Source organism: Nonomuraea sp. NPDC050783, from assembly GCF_040802095.1.
Classification (GTDB): Bacteria; Actinomycetota; Actinomycetes; order Streptosporangiales; family Streptosporangiaceae; genus Nonomuraea.
The window spans coordinates 77,671-97,163 of sequence record NZ_JBFAHK010000004.1 but is presented as its reverse complement, the minus strand read 5'-3'; the positions used below and the strand labels follow the sequence as shown (position 1 = coordinate 97,163).

The window sequence follows — 19,493 nt, the reverse complement described above, 5'->3', positions numbered from 1 at the left end:
GACGGTGATGTTAGCGATAACAGACGAGTGGCGGAGCGCCTGCAGCAACGTCGCTCACGCACCGGCGTCGCCGGCGTGGCCGTCGCCGCCTGCCTGGCCGCCCTGGCGATGGTGAACGCGGCCACCGCGCACGCCGCCGCGGCCGGCTGCCAGGTCACCTAAGTTCGGCCTCGGCGCTCCGGACAGCCGCTGGGTCAACGTCGGTGAGGTCAGCGTCGAGGGCGAGAGCGGGGGCGGCAACGGCTGGGTGATCCTCAGCGGCCACGACGCCGACGGCGCTACGGGGATCAACGGTCCGATGAACCGGTGGTACGGCGGCATGGTGCACGAGCCGGGGCACGCGTTCGGCCTGCCCGACGCGGCCTCCACCGACGGGACGTGCATGTCGGCCTCCTTCTACGGCTACCCGAGCTGCACCTTCGACCAGACCCAGAAGAACGGCATACTCAACGGCCCCTACGGCGCCTTCCTCTCCTGAACGGCGGGCACGGCGGGCACGGCGGGGGCGGCCCACTCGGCGTCGGTCATCCGGATCATGCGCAGCCCGATGACGCCCGAGCCGGCCAGGTACGCCAGCCCGCCGGCCACCGTCCCCACCCAGAACATCGGCGTGACGAGGACGCCGGCCAGCATGGCGAAGGGAGCCCACCACGGGACCCGGCGGTCGTAGGCCAGCGCCAGGCCCAGCAGGAGCAGCCCGGCCAGCCCGGCGAACCCCGGGATCTGGAAGCCGAGCACCGCCCCGGGGTCGGCCAGCGCCCGGTCGGCGAGCGCGGCGCCGGTCGCCGGGGGCAGCTCGCGCTCCAGCCGGGCGTAGAAGAAGTCGCCCAGCATGAGGGCGGAGAAGTTCACCACGCCCAGCAGCGCGAGGGCGCCCGCGAGGTGGCCGAGCAGCACCGCGCGCCGCCGTACGAGGTGGATCATGCCGATCACGCCCGGCACCAGCAGCACCCAGCTCCAGTGCAGGACCGCGGCGCTCAGCGACACCTGCTCCAGCTCCCGCCCGTAGACGCCCACCGTGTCGGCCTCGCCGCCCAGCCGCAGCGCGGGGTCGGCGAGGACGCCCGCGACGTAGAGCAGCGGAGCGGCGATGAGGCACGTTCCGGCGGCCAGGCGGCGGAAACGGATCGGATCGGACAACGGCGACACGGGACTCTCCTTCGTCGGCGGGTGACTGCCGGGCAAGGACGCTAAGGCGGTCGGCCCGCGGCGGTCGTCCACCTGCCGGACGATCCGGCCCCCGCGCCGATGCGAGTCCCGGCCGGGCGGGGACCGGCCAGACGCGGGAGTCGGCCGGACACGGGAGTCGGCCGGACACGGGAGTCGGCCGGACACGGGAGTCGGCCAGGCGGGGACCGGCCGAGCGGGTCAGCCGAGCGGGAGGCGCGCCCGCACCCGGTAGCCGCGGCCGCCGGGGCGCGGCCCCGCCGTCAGCTCGCCGCCGTGCATCGCCACCCGCTCGCGCATCCCGATGAGCCCGTGCCCGCCGGGGTCGCCGTGCCCGCCGGGGTCGCCGTGCCCGTCGGGGTCGCCGTGCCCGTCGAGGTCACCGCCGGGGCCGGGGCCGGTGCCGTCGTCGGTGATCTCCAGGGTCAGCGCGGTGGGCGCGTGCGTGACGGTGACGTCCACGCGGCTCGCGCGGGCGTGCTTGAGCGTGTTGGTCAGCGCCTCCTGGACGATCCGGTAGGCCGACAGGTCCAGCGCGGGCGGCAGCGGCCCCGGCCGGCCCCGCACGTCCAGGCCGGCCGCCACGCCCGTCTCCTCGACCTGCCCGACCAGCGCGGCCAGGTGCGCCAGCCCGGCGGGCGCCGCCTGGACCCCCGTCCCGCCGGGGTCGCGCAGCATGCCGAGCATGAGCCGCAGCTCCTCCACGGCCTGGCGGCCCGCCCGCTCGACGCCGAGCAGCAGCTCGCGCTCGCGCCGCGCCTCCCGGTCCAGCATCGTGCGCACCCCGCCCGCCTGCAGGATCATCAGGCTGACGCTGTGCGCGACCACGTCGTGCAGCTCGCGGGCGATCCTGGCCCGCTCCTCGGCCACGGCGTGCCTGGCGCGCTCCTCCCGCTCGGCCTCCAGCCGGGAGGTCTCCTTCGCCAGGCGCAACGTCCGGTCGATCTGGCGGCGCAGCAGGATGCCGCTGAGGTGGGCGACGCCGACGAAGATGGCGCTGATCAGCACCTCGGCCACGTCGTTGTACTGGAGGGTCTGCAGGGACAGGTAGGCGAGCAGCGTCGCGGCCAGCCCGGCCGCGCCACGGCGGCTGCGCGGCTCCGCCGCACCGGCCACGGTGTGCACGAGGATCAGCGTGGAGTAGAAGTGCCAGGCCGGATAGTAGAGGCCGCCGGTCACCGCCCGGACGCCCGCGCCGAGGGCCACCAGCGCCAGCAGCGCGCCCACCGGCCACCGGCCGCGCACCGCCAGCAGCGCCCCGGCGGCGACGGCGCCCACGGCGAGCGGCACCGGATGGCGGATCTGGCCCGCCTCCAGCCCCTGCCGCCCGAACGACTCGACCTGCCCGGCCACCGCCACGGCGAGCGCGAGCAGGACGTCCATCCGGCTCGGCCGCCATCCGCCGGGCAGCCGGACCCGCACGCGGCCCGTCATCCCGCCCCCGGCCCGTCAGCTCTCGCCGGGACGGACGAGGCCGGACTCGTAGGCCAGGATCACCGCCTGCACCCGGTTGCGCAGCCCCAGCTTGTGCAGGACCTGGGTGACGCGGCTGCGGACCGTGGCCTCCCCGATGCCCGCCGCGCGGGCGATCTCCCGGTTGGCCAGCCCCCGCGCCATCAGCAGCAGCACCTCGCGCTCGCGCTCGGTGAGCGTGCCCAGCTCGGGCGGCGGCACCGGCACCGGCCGCGCGGCGAAGGACGCGATCACCCGCATGGCCACCGCCGGGTCGATGAGGCCGTCGCCGGCCGCGGCGACCCGGATCGCCTCGACCAGGTGCTCGGGCGGCGAGCTCTTCAGCAGGAACCCGTTGACGCCGGTGCGCAGCGCCCGATGCAGGTTCTCGTCGGTGCCGAACGTCGTCAGCATCACGATCCTGGGCGCCGCCGGGTCGGGGAGCAGCGCGCGGGCGGTCTCCAGCCCGCCGAGGACCGGCATCGCGAGGTCCAGCAGCAGCACGTCGGGGCGCTCGCGCCGGACCACGGCGATGGCCTCGTTCCCGTCGGCCGCCTCGCCGACCACCTCCAGGCCGGCCGCGTTCTCGGCGACCAGCCGCAGGCCGGCCCTGATCATGGCGTGGTCGTCGGCGATGACCAGCCTGATCGTCATGACGGGACCCCCGGGTACGCGAGCACGGCCCGACCCTAGCCACCCCGGGAACGCGCCCGCCACCGCCGCCGCGCGGAGCCGCCCGCCCCCGGTCTCCGCCGTCCGGCGGAGCGCTCCTCCGCCGGACGGCGGACCACGCCTCCCGGCCACCACCGGCATGAAAATTCCATCCTTCACGCCGCCATTACGGCTCACCAGCCACGATCACCCGGCCTGGTGGCGGCTCCGCTCACCCGTACGCGCATCACCACGGCGTACGTTACCGCCGGGCCGAATCACCGGCCCTCATCCACCACTCTGGACGCCTCACGTACCCGCCCATAGTCTCCGTGCGCACTCCGCCGACATCGTGAGGAGAGATGAGGTTGGACTTGACACGTTCCAGAGCACGCCGCGCGGTCAGCTCCGTCGCCGTCGCCATCGCCGCGCTCGCGGCGCTCCTGCTCCCGGTCACCCCCGCACACGCCGCGTACGGCCCGGACCAGAGCGTGTACCTCACCGTGAACTCGAACGCCGGTCCCTCGATCATGCTCGCCCAGCTCACCGGCACGATCGCGTTCGACGACGGGAACACGAAATTCAAGTACGCGCTGCGCCTGTGCTGGGGCAGCGGCTCCTACCCCATGCCGAACCTCTACCTCGCGGTGAACGGCAGCACCTATCTCTACCCGTCACAGACAGGCACGACGACCGCTCCCCCCGGATGTCAGCTCTACCTGTTCCTGTACGACGGCGAATACACCCACTCCACCACCCTCCAGAACGTCACCCTGTACCTGACGGGCGGCTGGTTCTACCCCGGCAACACCTACAACAGCCGCACCAAGTCGGTGACCTACGACAACCCTTACAACTGACCCGCTGAAGGAGCACGACCCGCTGCCACCCGGCGCCCCGTCAGCGCGGGGTGGCAGCCGCGGGCCGGCCGGCGCCGCCCCGGCGCGGGCGGTCAGCGCAGGCACGCCAGCCAGCGGCCGTGCGCCGTCCAGCACTCGACGTCGCCGAACCCGCCGGCCAGGGCCACCCGGCGCAGGTCGGTCGCCGACACGGTGGCCCAGCCGAACCACTCACCGGTCAGCCGCCCGCGGCGCAGCCGGACGCGGTCGACCCGGCTGCGCGTCCCGGGCGGGGCGACCTCGGCCAGCACCGCGCCGCCGGGCCGGATGAGCTGCCTGACCCGGCGCAGCAGCGCCTCGGGGTGGCCGCCGATGCCGATGTTGCCGTCGGCGAGCAGGGCCGTCGCCCAGTGCCCGCTCCAGGGGACGTCGTCGAAGACGTCACGCAGCAGGGCGAAGCCGCCGGCGCGGCGGGTCAGGGCGACGGCGCGCGGCGTGACGTCGATGCCGAGCGCGTGGATCCCGCGACGGGTCAGCGCCGCCGTCAGGCGCCCGGGGCCGGAGCCGATGTCCAGCGTGGGGCCGGCGCACCGGCTGAGCAGCTCCTCGTCGCCGTCGATCGGCTCGAACCAGCGGGCGGTCTCCAGCGCGACGCGGGTGCCGTCCACGTACTCGATCTCGGCGCTCTCCCCGGCGAGGGCGTCCGCGTAGATCTCCCCGATCACCGGCCCAGCCCTTCCAGCACGGCGGCGAAACACGACCCGGGCGCCTGGGCGGCCACCGTGGCGGCGTCGGCCGCGGTGTCGACGTCGATCAGCTCAGGCAGCAGCCGGACGGACAGCCCGGCGCGTTCGAGCCGGTCGAGCTGGAGCTTGCCGGTCTCCGGATGCGACATGGGCACCCCCAGGACCAGCTCCGGGCCGGGCCGCCGCAGCCCGAGCAGCCAGAAACCGCCGTCGGCGGCCGGGCCGAGCACCGCGTCGTGGCTGTCCAGCGCCTCGCCGGCGGCGCGCAGCAGCTCGGGGGTGACCTGCGGGGTGTCCATGCCGATCAGGACGGCGGGCCCGGGGCGCAGCCGGTGGGCGTCGGAGAAGGCCGCCGCCAGGCGCTCGTCCAGGCCGCCGCCGCGTTGCGGGATCACCACGATCCCCGGCGGCAGCCAGCCGCCGGGCAGGCCGTCCAGGGCGAGCACCCGCTGGGCGGCGGGCGTCGCGGCGACGGCCCGCAGGCTGTCGCGGAGCGCGGCCTCGGCGAGCGCCGCGGCCTGGACCGGGCTGAACGGCGGGGTCAGCCGGGTCTTGACCTTCCCCGGCACCGGTTCCTTGGCGATGATCAGATACTGCGGGTGGTGATGACGCGGCATTACCCGTCCTTACGAGGTGCGGACAGCAGGTGCTCCACCGGCGCGGGCGGCGCGATGACGAGGAGCGCGCCGCCGGCCGGTGGACGTGTCGGAGATCGTTCTGAGGGTCATCGGAGTGCTTCCGCCCGCCGGGGACGGCGCGCGGCCCACCCGGCCAGTACGGCCAGCGCGGCCACGGCGTAGACGAGGGTGGCGGGGCCGCCGGGCGCCGCCGGTCCGGTGGCGTAGGCGACGGCGCCGGCGAAGGCCGTGCCCAGCCACTCCCACCGGCCGTCCAGCGCGGCCAGCGCGACGACCAGCAGCGCGTACCAGGAGTACCCCGGCGTGAACAGCAGCAGGAGCGCCCCGCTGACCAGCAGCGCGCCCCGCCACGGCCGCTCCGCGTCGCCGTGGCGGAGGACGGCCAGGACGGCCAGGGCCAGCAGCAGGACCGCGGCGACGGGCGCCCAGGAGTCCGGCAGGAGCAACCGCAGGACCGCGTACCGGTTGCCGCCGCCGTCGTAGTGCTCCTCCTGGAGGTAGCCGGGCAGGTAACCGGCCACCGAGGTGCCCGAGAGCAGCACGTACGGGACATAGGACAGCACGACCACGAGGGCGGCGGGCAGCACGACGCCGAGCGCCCGCCGCCACGCCACCCCGCCCGCGGCGTTCGCGAGCACGCCCGCCAGGGCGCCGGGCAGCGCCGTCGCGGGCAGCAGCTTGGCCGCCACGGCCGCGCCCAGGAACGCGCCCCGCCCGCGGACGGCGCAGAAGGCCACCACCACCAGCAGCACCCCGAGCATGTCCACGTGCGCGTTGTTCACGGCCTCGACCGGGACGGCGGGACACCACGCCCAGCACGCCGCCCGCCGCGCCCCCGCCGCCCGCCACAGCGCCAGCGACGCGAGGACGGCCATCGCCCAGCCGCCGAGCTGCAGTGCCTTGTGCCGGGAACCCTCCGGCGACAGCCAGTGGACCAGCAGGAAGTACCCCTGCGCGAGCGGCGGGTAGATCGTCGGCACCGTGGGGCGGTTGATCCGGGTGCAGCCGCCGCCGGGCAACGGCCACAGGCGCGCTTCCCCGCAGCCGGCGGGGAAGAGCCAGCCGTCGCGCAGCCCGGCGAGCGCCGGGTCGGCGGGCGGGCGGTCGTAGGGCGAGAGGCCGGCGGCCTGCACGCGGCCGTCCCAGGCGTACCGGAAGGAGTCGGTGCTGCTGCTCGGCGGCGCCGTCAGCCCGATCCCGGCCAGCGCGATCCCGCCGGCGACGACCAGCACGGCCGCCTGCCGCTCCGGCACCCGCCCGACCAGCCACAACGCCGCGGCGAACAGCGCCCAGCCCAGCAGGTACCAGCCCAGGGCGGGCGGGCCCGCCACCATCCTGGCCACGACGGCCGCCAGCGCGAGGAGCGCCGCCACGGCCGCTGACAGGTTCCGGCTCACAGCCCGCAGCCTGGCATCCCGCGCCCGCTCGCCGGCCGTCCTGGCGCCCGCCGTTCGAGCTCCGTAAGAACCCTTACGGATCGCGAACGTCGCTGTCCGGCACCACCCGGCCGGGCTACGGTCGGCGGCGTGAGAGTGATGGTCACCGGCTCGGCCGGTTTCGTCGGCAGGCACGTGGTCGAGGCGCTGGAAGCCGCGGGCCACGACGTCGTCGGTCTCGACCTGCGGACCGGCGCGGACGTCCGCGACCCCGGCCGGCTCGACGCGGCGCTGCCGGGCGTCGAGGTCGTCGTGCACCAGGCCGCCAAGGTCGGTCTCGGCGTGGACGTCTCCGACCTGCCCGACTACGCCTCGGCCAACGTGTACGGCACGGCCGTCCTGCTGGCCGCCATGGCCAGGCACACGATCGGCCGGCTGGTCCTGGCGTCCTCGATGGTGGTCTACGGCGAAGGACGCTACGAGTGCGCCGCGCACGGCCCGGTCAGGCCGGGCCCGCGCGCCGCGGAGGACCTGGAGCGCGGCCGGTTCGACCCGCCCTGCCCCCGGTGCGGCGAGCCGCTGGCCTGCGCCGCCATCGACGAGGACGCCCCCACCGATCCGCGCAACGCCTACGCCACCACCAAGCTCGCCCAGGAGCACCTGGCCGCCAACTGGGCCAGGGAGACGGGCGGCAGCGCGGCCGCGCTGCGCTACCACAACGTCTACGGGCCCCACATGCCGCGCGACACCCCCTACGCCGGAGTGGCGGCCGTCTTCCGCTCCGAGCTGGAGGCGGGCCGCGCCCCGAAGGTGTTCGAGGACGGCCGCCAGCTCCGCGACTTCGTCCACGTGCGCGACGTCGCCCGCGCCAACCTGGCGGCCGTGTCGGCACCCGTCCGGCCCGGCGAGCTGCGTGCCTGGAACATCGCCTCCGGCACCCCGCACACCGTCGGCGAGATGGCCCGCGCGCTGGCCGCGGAACGGGGCGGGCCCAGCCCGGTCGTCACCGGGGACTACCGGCTGGGCGACGTCCGCCACATCGTGGCCGCCCCCGGCCGCGCCGGGGCCGAGCTCGGCTTCCACGCCGAGATCGACTTCGGGACCGGCATGAAGGAGTTCGCCGGGTCATGACCGTCGATGTGATCCTGCCCTGCCTGAACGAGGAGGCCGCGCTCGGCTGGGTGCTCGGGCGCATGCCCGACGGCTACCGCGCGATCGTGGTGGACAACGGCTCCACCGACCGCTCCGCGCTGATCGCCCGCGAGCTCGGGGCCGAGGTGGTCCACGAGCCGGTGCGCGGGTTCGGCGCCGCCTGCCACGCCGGCCTGCTCGCCGCCACCGCCGATCTGGTCTGCTTCATGGACGCCGACGCCTCGCTCGAACCCGGCCAGCTGCCCCGGGTGACCGCCGCGGTGCTCGACGGGCGCTGCGACCTCGTCCTGGGACGCCGCATCCGGACGGCCGCGGGTTCCTGGCCCTGGCATGCCCGGCTGGGCAACGCCGTCCTCGCCGCCACGCTGCGCCGCCGTACGGGGGCGCCGCTGCACGACCTCGGCCCCATGCGCGCGGCCCGCCGCGCGGCGCTGCTGGACCTCGGGCTGACCGACCGCCGCTTCGGCTACCCCCTGGAGATGGTGCTGCGCGCCGCCGCGGCCGGCTGGCGGATCGCCGAGACAGAGGTCGACTACCTGCCCCGGGCGGGCGTCAGCAAGGTGACCGGCACCCTGCGCGGCACCCTCCACGCCGTCTCGGACATGCGACGGGTCATGACCGGCTCCCGCCCGCTCTCGCACGGGACCCGGTCGCGTGGGCGTCTGCGGCGCTCCTGATCCATCATCCGGTGACGAATGACATCTGTGGGTTTGGTGTGATGTTTGGTTTTCGAGAGGTAACTGAGAGTGTCGACGTGGGTACGTCTGCTCTCGTCCGACGACATTCGACATGAAATGAGAGCACGTGAACACCGATACTCGGCAAACCTCGGCAACGCGTCGCGGGCGGCTCGCCGCGGCGGTTCTGACCGGCGCTGTCGCCGGCGCCATGCTCCTTCCGCTGGGCACGGGGGTGGCGGCCGCGGCCGCGGGCTTCCCCGCCGTCCAGGCCGGCGGCCCGCGGCACGGCGAGAAGCCGCTCCTGCGCAACCCGCGCCTGCCGCGCATCAAGGTCATCATCCGTAACGACAACGAGTCGCGTAACTACGGCAAGCGGCACGGCCACCACCACGACAAGGTGGACGACCACGGCGTCGACAAGACGCCGGAGCCGGTGGAGGACGACTACGACAAGGACGAGTACGACAGGGACGAGTACGACCGCGGCGGCTACGACCGGGACTACGACCGCGACTACGGTCACAACCGGAACCCGTGGTGGTGGCCCGGCGGGTGGAACTGATCGTCGGTCAGCCTTCAGTACCGTGCTCACGCCCGGCGTAGCGGCCGGGCGTGCAGCCGTACTCCTTGGTGAAGGCCGTGATGAACGCCGACGGGCTGGAGCACCCGACCCGGTGGGCCACCTCGGCCACCGGGCGGGTCTCCAGCGGCACCGGGGAGTTACCGAGCCGCGGTCCGGCCCGCGCCTTCGAGTACGGCACGCCGCCAGGACCTCGGCGTCACCTCCTACGGCCAGGTCAGGATCGTCCCGCCGAGCCTGGACGGCACCCGCCGGACGTGCCCGCGTTCCTGTTCGCGGCGGGCGAGGCGGCCGGCCTGGCCGTGCCGGCTGCGCCCGCGCCTGAGACCCTTCTCCTACGACCGTCTCCCGTGGCGTCGGCGTCACCGAGAAGGACGGACACCATGACCGACACCCCGCGCCCGGCCCCGCCCGCCCCGGCCCGTTCGACGAGGAGCGCTCGGCCGGGATCGTCGCCGCCTCCTTCGCCGGGACGCCCGACGAGCGGCTGCGTACCGTCCTCACCTCGCTGGTGCGCCACGCGCACGCCTTCGTCAAGGACGTGCGGCTCACGCGGGAGGAGCGGGCCGAGGGCGTGCGCTTCCTCACCGAGACCGCGCAGAAGTGCGACGCCACCCGGCAGGAGTTCATCCTGCCGGCCGACGTGCTCGGCGTGCCGATGCTGGTCGGGACCCTGAACAACCGCTCCGGCGGCACCCGCACGGAATCGACCGTGGAGGGCCCCTCCCATCTGGTGACTCGCCGCCGAGGCGGCTCGGCGACCGGCCCGGTCGGGCGGCTGCTGCGCGCCACCCGCCGCCATCCCCACCGCGCCGCGCACCTCCACGTCGAGGTGTCCGCGCCGGACGTGCGCACGCTCACCACTCACCTGTTCGTGGTGGGGTCGCCGTACCTCGACTCCGGCGCGGTGTTCGGCGTCAAGGCGAGCCTCGTCCGCGAGTTCGCCCTGGTGGACGATCCGGAGGGCGCGGCGCGTGCCGGGCTGCCGAACCCGTACCGGCGGGTGGACTTCCCTATCACCGTCCGCCGGGAGGGCTCTCCGGCCGCCGGCCCCCGGGAGGAGGTCAGGTGGCGGCGGGGGAGTCGCGCAGCTCCGCCTCAATGTCGCGGGCGGTCACGGACAGGGCGGCGACCAGCTCCGGCAGCCGGTCGCGGGAGAAGCGGCTGGTGGGCATCGACACCGACACGGCGGCCCGGGCGCGGCCGCCCGCGTCGCGCACGGCCCGGCCGACGGCGGTGACGCCCGGCTCGGTGCGGCCGGCGTTGATGGCGAAGCCCCGCTCGCGGACGTTGCGCAGCTCGCGGCGGAGCGGCCCGAGGCCGGGCCGCCGCTCCAGGCGGCCGGCCCACCGGTCGGCGCCGTAGAGCGCGTCGAGCCGTTCCGGCGGCAGGTCGGCGAGCAGGACCTTGCCGCCCGAGGCCAGGTGCGCGGGGAAGACCATGCCCTCGCGGTCGCCGACCCGCAGCGCCCGCGCGCACTCGACCGACCCGAGGAAGCGCACGTGGTCGCCGGCGAGGATCTGCAGGTTCGCGCTCTCCTGGACCCGCTCGACGAGGGCGGCCAGGTGCGGCATGGCGACCGCGCGCAGCAGCGCGGTGTGGGACGGCGAGCCGGCGCCCAGCGAGAGCACCGGCCCGGCCGCGTACGTGTGGTCCGCGCGCCGGACGGCGAAGTCCCGGTAGACGAGCACGGCCAGCAGGCGGTGCGCGGTGGAGGGCGCCACGCCGAGCCGCCGCGCCGCCTCGCCCACGCCGAGAGGGCCCTCGACCTGGAGCATGACGGCGAGCTGCAACGCGTGGTCGACGCTGCGGACGGGATAGCCGGGAGGATTCTTCACAGCAGAATCTCCTGTTCTCTTCTGGGCGCCACCCTACAAGCTGGAACCCCGCCGGACCGGCGGCCGTCCCCGCACCGGAGCCAGGAGGAGACATGACCGAGCCCGCCGACTCCCCGGTCCGCCTCACCGCGGTCGACTCGCCGGACCAGCCGGCGCCGTCGGCGGCGCTGGAGGAGCTGTACCGGGGCTTCGAGAAGGAGCTGCTGGTCCCGTTATGGACGGAGATCGGGGATCTGATGCCGCCGCATCCCCGGTCCAAGGCGGTGCCGTACCTGTGGCGGTGGGAGAGCCTGCTGGCCCTGGCGGACCGCGCCGGGCGGCTCGTACCGGTCGGCAGGGGAGGGGAGCGGCGGGCGATCGCGCTGGCGAACCCGGCGCTCGGCGGCCGGCCGTTCGCCACGCCGACGTTGTGGGCGGCGATCCAGTACCTGATGCCGGGCGAGGACGCCCCGGAGCACCGCCACACCCAGCACGCCTTCCGCTTCGTCGTCGAGGGCGAGGGCGTGTGGACGGTGGTCGGCGGCGACCCGGTGCCCATGCGGCGCGGCGACTTCCTGCCGCAGGCCGGCTGGAACTGGCACGCCCACCACAACGCGGCCGACCGGCCGATGGCGTGGATCGACGGCCTGGACATCCCGTTCCAGTACCTCACCGAGGCCCCGTTCTTCGAGTTCGGTCGCGACCGGATCAGCGCGGCCGAGCGCACCACCCCCGAGTGGTCCAGGTCGGAGCGCCTGTGGGGTCACCCCGGCCTGCGCCCGGTCGCCCTGCCGGGGGCCCTGCCCGCCACCCCGCTGCTGGCCTACCGGTGGGCCGACACCGACCGCGCGCTGGCCGACCAGCTCGCGCTGGAGGCCGAGGGCCACGCCGGGACGGCCGGGCCCGGTCACGCCGCCGTCCGCTACACCAACCCCACCACCGGCGGCGACGTGCTGCCGACGATCCGGGTGGAGATGCACCGCGTGCGCCGCGGCGCGGAGACCGCGCCCCGCAGGGAGACCGGCTCCTCGGTGTACCAGGTCTTCGACGGCAGCGGGCGGGTCACGGTCGGCGAGGCGTCGTGGTCGGTGAGCCGTGGCGACCTGTTCGTGGTGCCCTCCTGGACGCCGTTCTCGGCGCGCTCGGAGTCCTCGGCGTCCGACTCCGACTCGGGGGCGCTGGACCTCTTCCGGTTCAGCGACAGCCCGATCTTCGAGGCGCTGCGCCTGGACCGGGCCGAGCATGGCTGACGTCGTGGTGGTGGGCGGCGGCATCGGCGGCCTGGCCAACGCCCTGGCGCTCGCCAGGAAGGGGCTGCGGGTCCGGGTGCTGGAGCAGGCCCACCGGTTCGGGGAGGTGGGCGCCGGCCTGCAGATCGCGCCCAACTGCACGCGCATCCTCGACCGCTGGGGCCTGCTCGACGAGGTCACCTCGCTCGGCGCGCGGCCCGAGGGCATCGTCATGCGGGACGCGCTCGACGGCGGTGTCCTGACCAGGCTCGACCTGCGCGACGTGGAGCGGCGTTACGGCTTCCCCTACCTGGTGATCCATCGCAGCGACCTGCACGGCGCCCTGCTGCGCGCGTGCCGGAGGGCGGGCGTGGACCTGGTCGACGACGTCACCGTGACCGGGTACGAGCAGGCCGCGGGGGGTGCGGTCGCCGTGCACGCGGGAGGGCGCGAGCACGGCGCGGTCGTGCTCGCCGCCGACGGGCTGCGCTCCGTGGCCCGCCGCCTGCTCAGCGACGACGAGCCGGTCGGCTCCGCGTACGTCGCCTACCGGGGCGCGGTGCCCTTCGACCGGGTCGCCCGCCTCGACGTGCGGCCCAAGGACGTGGTCGTCCACGTCGGCCCGCGCTGCCACTTCGTGCAGTACCCGCTGCGCAACGGCGAGATGTTCAACCAGGTCGCGGTGTTCGAGTCGCCGAAGGCGCTGGCCGGGCAGGAGGACTGGGGCACCCCGGACGAGCTGGACGCGGCGTTCGCGGCGACCGGCGAGCAGGTGCGGGCCTGCCTGCCGCTGCTGTGGCGCGACCGCCGCTGGCGGATGTACGACCGCGAGCCGATCGACGGCTGGGTACGCGGCCGGATCGCCCTCACCGGGGACGCCGCGCACCCGCCGCTGCAGTACCTGGCGCAGGGCGCGGTCATGGCCATCGAGGACGCCTGGGTGCTGGCCGAGCACGTGGGCGCGCGGGCGGGCACCGGCTGGGGCGCCGGTTCGGGCGCCGGTTCGGGCGCCGGTTCGGGCGCCGGTTCGGGCGCCGGTTCGGGCATCGATTGGGACGCCGCGCTGGCGGCCTACAACGCCGTGCGCGCCCGGCACTGCCGGCGGGTGCAGACGACGGCGCGGGCCTGGGGGAGGTTGTGGCACCACGACGGGCACGCGCGCGAGTGGCGCAACGCGGTGCTGCGCGAGCGCGACGTCCACGACTACCGCTACGTGGACTGGCTGTTCGGGCCGACGGCCCTCACCCCGGAGGAGCTGCCGCCGATGTTCCCCGGTTACGACGGCGGCGGCTCATTGCGGTAGCCCGAAACGCGAGTTTCGGGTCCAATCAGCCGAAGATTTCGGGAGCGCTCCCAAACGCTAAAAACGGCCATCTGCCTGCGGCGACCCTCCAGGGCGTCGGCGCCTGCCCGGGAAACGACTCGGGAGAGCGTTGCGGGCCATTTCCCGAACGCGATCTCGACGGCGCAGGCAGGCGACGTGATACAGGATTTAAGTAAATCGTTCCATTCTTTCGGACTGCCGTAAAAATCGGCCTCCAGCAGGACTTTTGCCCGGACATCACAGGCAGTCAGTAACGGTGCAAGTTCCGGCGGGCACCTAATTTAGTATTCAGACCGGCTGCGTCCCGAGGGATGACATACTGCGCTGGGAGCGCTCCCGCGACCCGTCTCGACGTCCGAGGACCGGTAGTGAATCATCCCGACCCCCTGCTCAACGCCCGGCGCCCGTGGGCCGCGCACATCTGGTGGATCGCCCTGGCCGTCGGCGCCGCCGGCTTCGCCTTCGTGTGGCTGGCCACCCCGCACACCCGCGACATCGAGGCCGCCTGGCAACTGGGCGCCAGGCTGCTCGCCTTCGCCTGCCTGTGCTGCGCGATCGCGTTCTTCCCCTGGGTCACGCCGCGGCTGCACTGGCTGCTGTACGTCCCGTTCGTCTTCCTGACCGGCTACCTCATCCCGAGGATCAGCTGGTTCTACTACGGCGACGGCGCCCGCGCCCAGGGCGACAGCTTCTACACCCACCTCTACCTGCTGCTCTATCCGGGGATCGTGCTCACGGCCGCCGCCGCCTACCGCATCGGCGGCGGCTCGCCCGGCCGCTGCCTGAAGATCATGGCCAGCGGGGTGCTGATCGTGTTCTCGGGCTTCCTGGACGTGATGTGGCAGGTGGTCAACCCGGTCGCGATCCCCGAGACCATCGACGCCCCGCACATCAACCTGTTCACCGGCGGGCCGATCTCGTTCGGGGGCGCGATCGTGTTCACGCTCGTCCACGTCCCGATCATCGTCGGGATCAACCTGCTGCCCCTGGACCGCTGGATCGAGCGCCTGACGGGCGCCGGCGCCGGCCCGAGGAGGTGACCGATGCCCATCGACATCTCGGTGGCCGCCCCCGCCTACAACGAGGCGGACAACATCGAGGCCGCCGTGACGGAGTGGCGCGCCTACCTGGAGCGCCATCCGGAGGTCGGCGCCTGGGAGATCGTCGTCTGCGACGACGGCAGCGCCGACGGCACCGGCCGGGTCCTGCGCGAGCTGCAGGCCGGCTGCCCGCGGCTCAGGGTCGTCACGTTCGAGCGCAACCGGGGCGCGGGCGCCGCCATCGCCGCCGCGATCGCGGCCACCCGCCTGGAATGGGTCGTGCTGCTCGACAGCGACGGCCAGTTCCCCATCGCCAACCTGGACCGCTTCCTCGACCGCATCGCGGCCGGCGGCGTGCGCGCCCTGTCCGGCGCCCGGATCAGGAAGGCCGACGGCCTGGCGTACCGGTGGGGGTCGGCGGCCAGCGGCGCGGTCAGCAACCTGCTGCACCGCACCCGCTACCGCGACTTCAACTCGATCTTCAAGGTCGTGCACGGCCCGCTGTTCCGCGCGCTGCCGCTGGAGTCGGCCGGCATGAACTGCTCCACCGAGATCACCGCCCGCGTCGCCGAGCTGGGCCACACCTGGGTGGAGCTGCCGATCGAGCACCGCGAGCGCGGCGGCGGCAGCCGGGGCTGGCGGTTCTGGCGCGGCGCCCGCGACCGCGCGCTGTTCGTCGGCTACCTCGGGCTGCGGCACTGGCTGCTGCGCCGCGGCGTGCTGCGCGCGCCGGAGGTGCCGGAGACGCCGGAGGTGCCGGAGCACGCCCCGTCGTCCCTCCAGGAGGCCCGATGAGGGTGGCCATGTTCAGCGGCGGGCGGGGCGCGGCCGGCATCGCCCGCGCCCTGCTGCGCGTGCCGGGTCTGAAGCTGTCCCTGCTGGTCAACGGGTACGACAACGGCCTGTCCACCGGCGCGCTGCGCCGCTACCTGCCGGGCATGCTCGGCCCGTCCGACTTCCGCAAGAACCTCCTGCTGCACCTCGGCCGCGACGACCCCCGGCGAGCGGTGCTCGAACACCGGCTCCCGCCCGGCAGCAGCCCGGCCGACCTGGAGCGGCTCATCGCCGGGCTGGCCGCCTCCGGCACGGTGGCCGAGCCGGTCGTGCGGGACCTGCGCACGTTCGCCGCGCGGCTGGCCGCCGGGCCCGGCACGTTCGACCTGGCGGACTGCGCGCTGGGCAACCTCGTGCTCGCGGGCGCCTACCTGCGGCTGGGCGGGGACTTCAACGCCGCCGTGCGCGAGTGCGCCCGCCTGTTCGGCTCGCCGGTCCGGATCCTGAACGTGACCGACGGCGCCGACGCCTACCTCGTCGCGCTCAAGCAGGACGGCCGGGTCCTCGCCGACGAGGCCGACATCGTCGCGCCGCAGGACGCCACCGCCATCACCGGCCTGTTCCTGCTGCCCAGGCCGCTCACCGGGGACGAGCTGGCCGGGCTGGCGGGGCTGCCCGCCGAGCGGGTGCGCGAGCTGCTGGCGCGCCGCGCGGTCCCCGCCGCGCCCGACCCGGAGGCGCTGCGGGCCCTCGCGGAGGCCGACCTCGTCGTGTACGGGCCCGGCACGCCGCACTCCTCACTGCTGCCCAGCTACCTCACGCCGGGCGTCGCCGCGGCCATCGCCGGCGGGCGGGCGGCGGCCCGGGTGTTCGTGGTCAACGTCGGGCGCGACCACGACGTCCAGGGGCTGACCGCGACGGACCTGGTGGACCGGACGCTGGCATACCTGGGCGATCCGGGCAACGAGCGCCGGACGGTCACGCACGTCCTCAGCCACCGGGGCGCGCCGGGCGGGCCGGCCGTGCCGCGGGCCGTCGCCGAGCACGGGGCGTGGGCCGGCGCCCGCTGGATCACCGCCGACCTGGAGGACCCCGGCCGGCCCGGCGCCCACCACGGCCCCCGCACCGCCGCCGCCCTGCGCGCCCTGCTCGGCGAGACCCCGCTGGCCCGAGCGGGATGAGCGCGGGTGGGATGGGCGCGGGTGGGATGGGCGCGGACCGGATGGGCGCGGACCGGATGAGCGCGGGTGGGATGAGCGCGGGTGCGACGGGCGCGGGTGCGACGGGCGCGGGCGGGCGGCGGTGGCGGGTGTGGTTGTGCGATCTCGACGGCACGCTCCTGGACTCCTTCCCGGCGCACGAGGCCGCCTTCCGCCAGGCGATCGCCGAGCTGGCCCCGGACCGGCTGGCCACCTTCCGGTACGCCGACCACGCCGGCGCGAGCACGGCGGCCGTCGCCGCCCGGCTGGCCGAGGACCCCGCCGTGGCCGCCCGGCTGGCCCGGCGCAAGCAGGAGCTCTACCGCGAGCACGTCCGCGCGGGCCTGGTGCGGCCCTTCCCCGGCGCGCGCCCGCTGCTCGACCGGCTGGCGGCCGGCGGGCGGGCGGCATACCTGGTGACCGGCGGCAGCCGGGCCTCGGTGGCGCGGGCGCTGGCGGCCTGCGGGCTGGCGGACGCCTTCCGCGGCGTGCTGACCGCCGACGACGTGCCGGTCAGCAAGCCCGACCCGCGCTTCTACGCCCTCGCCTGCGAGCGGTGGCGGGTGGACCCGGCCGAGGCGGTCGTGCTGGAGGACTCCGCGCCCGGCGTGGCCTCGGCGGTCGGCGCGGGGCTGGCCACGCTGCACGTCCACACCGCCGAGCCGGCGCCGGGCGCGATCGCGGCGGGCAGCCTGCACGACGTGGTGTCCCTTCTCGGAGATGAGGTGATCGGCAGTGAGTGAGCGGGAGGTGTGCGCGGTCGTCCCCGCGGCGGGCCGGGGGACCCGGCTGGGCTCCGGCGTCCCGAAGATCATGATCGAGATCGCGGACGGCGTGACGCTCTGGCACCTGCTGCACCGGCGGCTGAGCCCGGCGGCCGGGCACGTCCACGTGGTCGTCTCGCCGGAGGGCGAGGGGCCGTTCCGGGCGCTGGCCGCGGCGGACCTGGCCGGCGGCGGGGTGTCGGTGAGCGTGCAGGAGCGGCCGACCGGCATGGGGGACGCGATCTTCGGCCCGGCGGCCCGGCACTGGTCGGCGTACGGGACGATCCTGGTGGTCTGGGGCGACCAGGCGAACCTGTCGCCGGAGACCGTGCGCGCCGTGCTGGCCGCCCACCCGGGCAAGGGCATGACCCTGCCGCTGGTGCCGATGCCCGATCCGTACGTGGAGTACGAGCTGGCCGGGGGCGGGCTCGTACGCGTGCGGCAGTCCAGGGAGGGCGAGGAGTGCCGGCCGGGCGGGCTCAGCGACGTGGGCGTGTTCTGCCTGGCCACGGAGGGGCTGGAGGCGGCCTGGGCGCGGTACGCGGCCGCGGCCGGGCGGGGCGCGGCCACCGGCGAGGTGAACTTCCTGCCGTTCCTGGCGCACCTGTCCCAGGCCGAGGGCTGGCCGGTGACCGTGGTGCCGGTGCGCGACCCGGCCGAGGCACGCGGCGTCAACACCGCCGAGGACCTGGAGTTCGCCCGCCGGGCGTACCTGCGGTGCCCGGGCTGAGGGCCCGGCCCGGCGCCCGGGGGCCCGGCGGGCTGAGGGGCGGGCTGAGGGGCGGCCTGAGGGACGGGCTGAGGGGCGGGCCGGCGGGCGGGGCGGCCGGCCGCGCGCGCGGCTGGATGGCGGCGCACCGGTGGGCGGCCGGGCCGACGCTGGTGAGCACGCTGGCCAGCGCGATCGCCGCGGCGACCACGCTGGTGATCGCGCGTGGCGCGGGAGCGGCAGCGTTCGGCCAGTTCACCGTGGTGCTGACAGTCGCGCTGATCGTCACCGTCGGCATGTTGTTCAGCCTCCACTACGTCATGCTCCAGGAGCTGCCGCGCGCCGAGCCGGAGCGGCGGCCCGCGCTGCTGGCCACGGCGCTGCTGGCCACGCTGGCGGTCAGCGCGGCCCTGGCCGGGCTCGGGATGCTGGCCGCGCCGCTGCTCACCGCGGCGCTCAACGTGGACACCGCGACCCTCGCGGCCGGGCTGGCCCTGGCGTTCTCGATGACGGTCAACCAGCTCGCCGAGAGCTTCCTGCGCGGGCTGAAGCGCTTCGCGCTCGTGGCCTGGCTGAAGCTGGCCATCGCCGCCTGCTACCTGGGCGCCGCCTGCTTCTGCCTGCTGGTGCTCGGCGTGCGGGAGGCGGGGCCGTACCTGGCCGCGCTGGTCGTCACGAACCTGCTGTTCGCGGCGGTGGCGGTGGTGGCGGCCGGGGTGCGGCCGCGGGCGTTCTCGGCGCGGCTGGCCGGGACGCTCTACCGGCACGGCGGCTGGGTGAGCGCGATCGCCGCGCTGACCGGCGTGCTCTTCGGCGTGGACGTGATCTTTCTCAACCACTGGGCGGCGCCGGCCGACGTCGGCGTCTACTCGGTCTACAACGGCTTCCCCAAGCGGCTGATGGGCGTGGTGTTCACCGACGGGATCGGGCTGGCACTGCTGCCGCTGATGGCCACTTCCGACAAACCCCTTCTGATGCGGCGGATCGCCCGGCTGGCGCCGGTCGTCGCCGTCGTCACGGCGGTGTTCTCCTTCGCCGCCAGCACGGTGTTCTTCCTGCTGATGCGCGGCGCGTACCCGTACTCGACGGAGCTGATGGCGCTGTCGGCGCTGGGCATCGGCGTGCACACCGCGTTCAACCTGTACTCGGTGGCGCTGTCGATGGACGGCGTGCGCGGCGCGAAGGTGCTGGCCGGCTGCCTGCTGGCGGGCACGCCGCCCGCGCTGGCCGTGCTGGCGGCGTGCGTGCGCTGGCAGGGGCTGACGGGCGGGCTGGTGGGCTTCGCGCTGGCCAACCTGGTCCTGCTGGCCGTGGTGGGGACGACCGCCGCCCGGAGATACCGCTCATGAGGACGGA

The 19,493-nt window shown here is 75.1% G+C and carries 22 protein-coding genes and 1 pseudogene; 15 read left to right on the top strand and 8 right to left on the bottom strand.

Annotated features, from left to right (window positions below; translation table 11 throughout):
- Positions 1-27 precede the first annotated feature (27 nt).
- Entirely contained in the window at positions 28-162 is a 135-nt protein-coding gene (locus AB0H75_RS11880; RefSeq protein ID WP_367794518.1) for a hypothetical protein, read from the top strand.
- A 136-nt stretch (positions 163-298) separates the two neighbouring features.
- Positions 299-478, top strand: coding sequence for a hypothetical protein (locus AB0H75_RS11875; RefSeq protein WP_367794515.1), 180 nt, complete (start codon positions 299-301; stop codon positions 476-478).
- Here AB0H75_RS11875 and AB0H75_RS11870 read toward each other — a convergent pair.
- The 3 genes from AB0H75_RS11870 to AB0H75_RS11860 form a co-directional block, all read right to left on the bottom strand.
- The gene (locus AB0H75_RS11870; protein ID WP_367794512.1) at positions 457-1,149 is read right to left on the bottom strand and encodes a hypothetical protein; all 693 of its coding nucleotides are present in this window, start codon (positions 1,147-1,149) and stop codon (positions 457-459) included. The genes AB0H75_RS11875 and AB0H75_RS11870 overlap by 22 nt on opposite strands.
- 219 nt (positions 1,150-1,368) lie before the next feature.
- Entirely contained in the window at positions 1,369-2,601 is a 1,233-nt protein-coding gene (locus AB0H75_RS11865) for a sensor histidine kinase (RefSeq protein ID WP_367794509.1), read from the bottom strand.
- Positions 2,602-2,616: 15 nt separating this feature from the next.
- Positions 2,617-3,273 (bottom strand): response regulator, encoded by a 657-nt coding sequence (locus AB0H75_RS11860; protein ID WP_367794506.1) that lies wholly within the window; start codon positions 3,271-3,273, stop codon positions 2,617-2,619.
- Positions 3,274-3,644: 371 nt separating this feature from the next.
- On the opposite strand from AB0H75_RS11860, the gene AB0H75_RS11855 reads away from it, so the two are divergent.
- A complete protein-coding gene (locus tag AB0H75_RS11855; RefSeq protein ID WP_367794503.1) occupies positions 3,645-4,130 on the top strand; it encodes a hypothetical protein in 486 nt (161 codons plus the stop codon).
- A 92-nt stretch (positions 4,131-4,222) separates the two neighbouring features.
- Here the strand turns inward: AB0H75_RS11855 and AB0H75_RS11850 are convergent, their stop codons facing one another.
- The 3 genes from AB0H75_RS11850 to AB0H75_RS11840 form a co-directional block, all read right to left on the bottom strand.
- A complete protein-coding gene (locus AB0H75_RS11850) occupies positions 4,223-4,834 on the bottom strand; it encodes a class I SAM-dependent methyltransferase (RefSeq protein WP_367794500.1) in 612 nt (203 codons plus the stop codon).
- Complete coding sequence (locus AB0H75_RS11845) at positions 4,831-5,472, bottom strand: TIGR04282 family arsenosugar biosynthesis glycosyltransferase (protein ID WP_367794497.1); 642 nt, start codon at positions 5,470-5,472, stop codon at positions 4,831-4,833. Before AB0H75_RS11845 ends, AB0H75_RS11850 begins: the two co-directional genes overlap by 4 nt.
- 107 nt (positions 5,473-5,579) lie before the next feature.
- The gene (locus AB0H75_RS11840) at positions 5,580-6,890 is read right to left on the bottom strand and encodes a glycosyltransferase 87 family protein (protein ID WP_367794494.1); all 1,311 of its coding nucleotides are present in this window, start codon (positions 6,888-6,890) and stop codon (positions 5,580-5,582) included.
- A gap of 129 nt (positions 6,891-7,019) precedes the next feature.
- Here AB0H75_RS11840 and AB0H75_RS11835 point away from each other — a divergent pair, with 129 nt between their 5' ends.
- The 3 genes from AB0H75_RS11835 to AB0H75_RS11825 all read left to right on the top strand — a co-directional run bounded on the left by AB0H75_RS11835 (position 7,020) and on the right by AB0H75_RS11825 (position 9,263).
- Positions 7,020-8,000, top strand: coding sequence for an NAD-dependent epimerase/dehydratase family protein (locus AB0H75_RS11835; RefSeq protein ID WP_367794491.1), 981 nt, complete (start codon positions 7,020-7,022; stop codon positions 7,998-8,000).
- Complete coding sequence (locus tag AB0H75_RS11830; RefSeq protein WP_367794488.1) at positions 7,997-8,698, top strand: glycosyltransferase family 2 protein; 702 nt, start codon at positions 7,997-7,999, stop codon at positions 8,696-8,698. Before AB0H75_RS11835 ends, AB0H75_RS11830 begins: the two co-directional genes overlap by 4 nt.
- A gap of 211 nt (positions 8,699-8,909) precedes the next feature.
- Positions 8,910-9,263: a hypothetical protein gene (locus AB0H75_RS11825; protein ID WP_367794485.1), complete on the top strand. Its 354-nt coding sequence runs from the start codon at positions 8,910-8,912 to the stop codon at positions 9,261-9,263.
- Between the two features lie 7 nt (positions 9,264-9,270).
- Here AB0H75_RS11825 and AB0H75_RS11820 read toward each other — a convergent pair whose 3' ends face one another.
- Entirely contained in the window at positions 9,271-9,462 is a 192-nt protein-coding gene (locus tag AB0H75_RS11820; RefSeq protein ID WP_367794482.1) for a helix-turn-helix domain-containing protein, read from the bottom strand.
- A 267-nt stretch (positions 9,463-9,729) separates the two neighbouring features.
- On the opposite strand from AB0H75_RS11820, the pseudogene AB0H75_RS11815 reads away from it, so the two are divergent.
- Positions 9,730-10,230 (top strand): annotated as a pseudogene (locus AB0H75_RS11815) (dioxygenase); the annotation flags it as partial.
- A gap of 115 nt (positions 10,231-10,345) precedes the next feature.
- Here AB0H75_RS11815 and AB0H75_RS11810 read toward each other — a convergent pair.
- Positions 10,346-11,119, bottom strand: a complete 774-nt coding sequence (locus AB0H75_RS11810) for an IclR family transcriptional regulator (protein ID WP_367794480.1) — start codon at positions 11,117-11,119, stop codon at positions 10,346-10,348.
- Between the two features lie 92 nt (positions 11,120-11,211).
- On the opposite strand from AB0H75_RS11810, the gene AB0H75_RS11805 reads away from it, so the two are divergent.
- The 8 genes from AB0H75_RS11805 (at position 11,212) to AB0H75_RS11770 (ending at position 19,486) form a co-directional block, all read left to right on the top strand.
- Positions 11,212-12,348, top strand: a complete 1,137-nt coding sequence (locus AB0H75_RS11805) for a cupin domain-containing protein (RefSeq protein WP_367794477.1) — start codon at positions 11,212-11,214, stop codon at positions 12,346-12,348.
- Positions 12,341-13,630 carry an FAD-dependent oxidoreductase gene (locus tag AB0H75_RS11800; protein ID WP_367794475.1) on the top strand — a complete coding sequence of 430 codons (1,290 nt, stop codon included), beginning with the start codon at positions 12,341-12,343 and terminating at the stop codon, positions 13,628-13,630. Before AB0H75_RS11805 ends, AB0H75_RS11800 begins: the two co-directional genes overlap by 8 nt.
- 389 nt (positions 13,631-14,019) lie before the next feature.
- Positions 14,020-14,691, top strand: coding sequence for a hypothetical protein (locus AB0H75_RS11795; protein WP_367794472.1), 672 nt, complete (start codon positions 14,020-14,022; stop codon positions 14,689-14,691).
- A gap of 3 nt (positions 14,692-14,694) precedes the next feature.
- Positions 14,695-15,486: a glycosyltransferase family 2 protein gene (locus AB0H75_RS11790; RefSeq protein WP_367794470.1), complete on the top strand. Its 792-nt coding sequence runs from the start codon at positions 14,695-14,697 to the stop codon at positions 15,484-15,486.
- Positions 15,483-16,646, top strand: a complete 1,164-nt coding sequence (locus AB0H75_RS11785; protein WP_367794467.1) for a 2-phospho-L-lactate transferase CofD family protein — start codon at positions 15,483-15,485, stop codon at positions 16,644-16,646. Before AB0H75_RS11790 ends, AB0H75_RS11785 begins: the two co-directional genes overlap by 4 nt.
- Positions 16,647-16,717: 71 nt before the next feature.
- Positions 16,718-17,407, top strand: coding sequence for an HAD family hydrolase (locus AB0H75_RS11780; RefSeq protein WP_367794464.1), 690 nt, complete (start codon positions 16,718-16,720; stop codon positions 17,405-17,407).
- Positions 17,400-18,158 carry an NDP-sugar synthase gene (locus AB0H75_RS11775; protein ID WP_367794461.1) on the top strand — a complete coding sequence of 253 codons (759 nt, stop codon included), beginning with the start codon at positions 17,400-17,402 and terminating at the stop codon, positions 18,156-18,158. Before AB0H75_RS11780 ends, AB0H75_RS11775 begins: the two co-directional genes overlap by 8 nt.
- On the top strand, positions 18,146-19,486 hold the full coding sequence (locus AB0H75_RS11770) for a hypothetical protein (RefSeq protein WP_367794459.1): 1,341 nt from the start codon (positions 18,146-18,148) through the stop codon (positions 19,484-19,486). Before AB0H75_RS11775 ends, AB0H75_RS11770 begins: the two co-directional genes overlap by 13 nt.
- Positions 19,487-19,493: the final 7 nt, after the last annotated feature.

Coding starts and splice junctions, on each gene's coding strand:
- AB0H75_RS11875 (WP_367794515.1), top strand. CDS start 299: ATGAACCGGTGGTACGGCGGCATGGTGCACGAGCCGGGGCACGCGTTC.
- AB0H75_RS11805 (WP_367794477.1), top strand. CDS start 11,212: ATGACCGAGCCCGCCGACTCCCCGGTCCGCCTCACCGCGGTCGACTCG.
- AB0H75_RS11790 (WP_367794470.1), top strand. CDS start 14,695: ATGCCCATCGACATCTCGGTGGCCGCCCCCGCCTACAACGAGGCGGAC.
- AB0H75_RS11845 (WP_367794497.1), bottom strand. CDS start 5,472: ATGCCGCGTCATCACCACCCGCAGTATCTGATCATCGCCAAGGAACCG.
- AB0H75_RS11865 (WP_367794509.1), bottom strand. CDS start 2,601: ATGACGGGCCGCGTGCGGGTCCGGCTGCCCGGCGGATGGCGGCCGAGC.
- AB0H75_RS11825 (WP_367794485.1), top strand. CDS start 8,910: ATGCTCCTTCCGCTGGGCACGGGGGTGGCGGCCGCGGCCGCGGGCTTC.
- AB0H75_RS11800 (WP_367794475.1), top strand. CDS start 12,341: ATGGCTGACGTCGTGGTGGTGGGCGGCGGCATCGGCGGCCTGGCCAAC.
- AB0H75_RS11830 (WP_367794488.1), top strand. CDS start 7,997: ATGACCGTCGATGTGATCCTGCCCTGCCTGAACGAGGAGGCCGCGCTC.
- AB0H75_RS11860 (WP_367794506.1), bottom strand. CDS start 3,273: ATGACGATCAGGCTGGTCATCGCCGACGACCACGCCATGATCAGGGCC.
- AB0H75_RS11785 (WP_367794467.1), top strand. CDS start 15,483: ATGAGGGTGGCCATGTTCAGCGGCGGGCGGGGCGCGGCCGGCATCGCC.
- AB0H75_RS11780 (WP_367794464.1), top strand. CDS start 16,718: ATGAGCGCGGGTGCGACGGGCGCGGGTGCGACGGGCGCGGGCGGGCGG.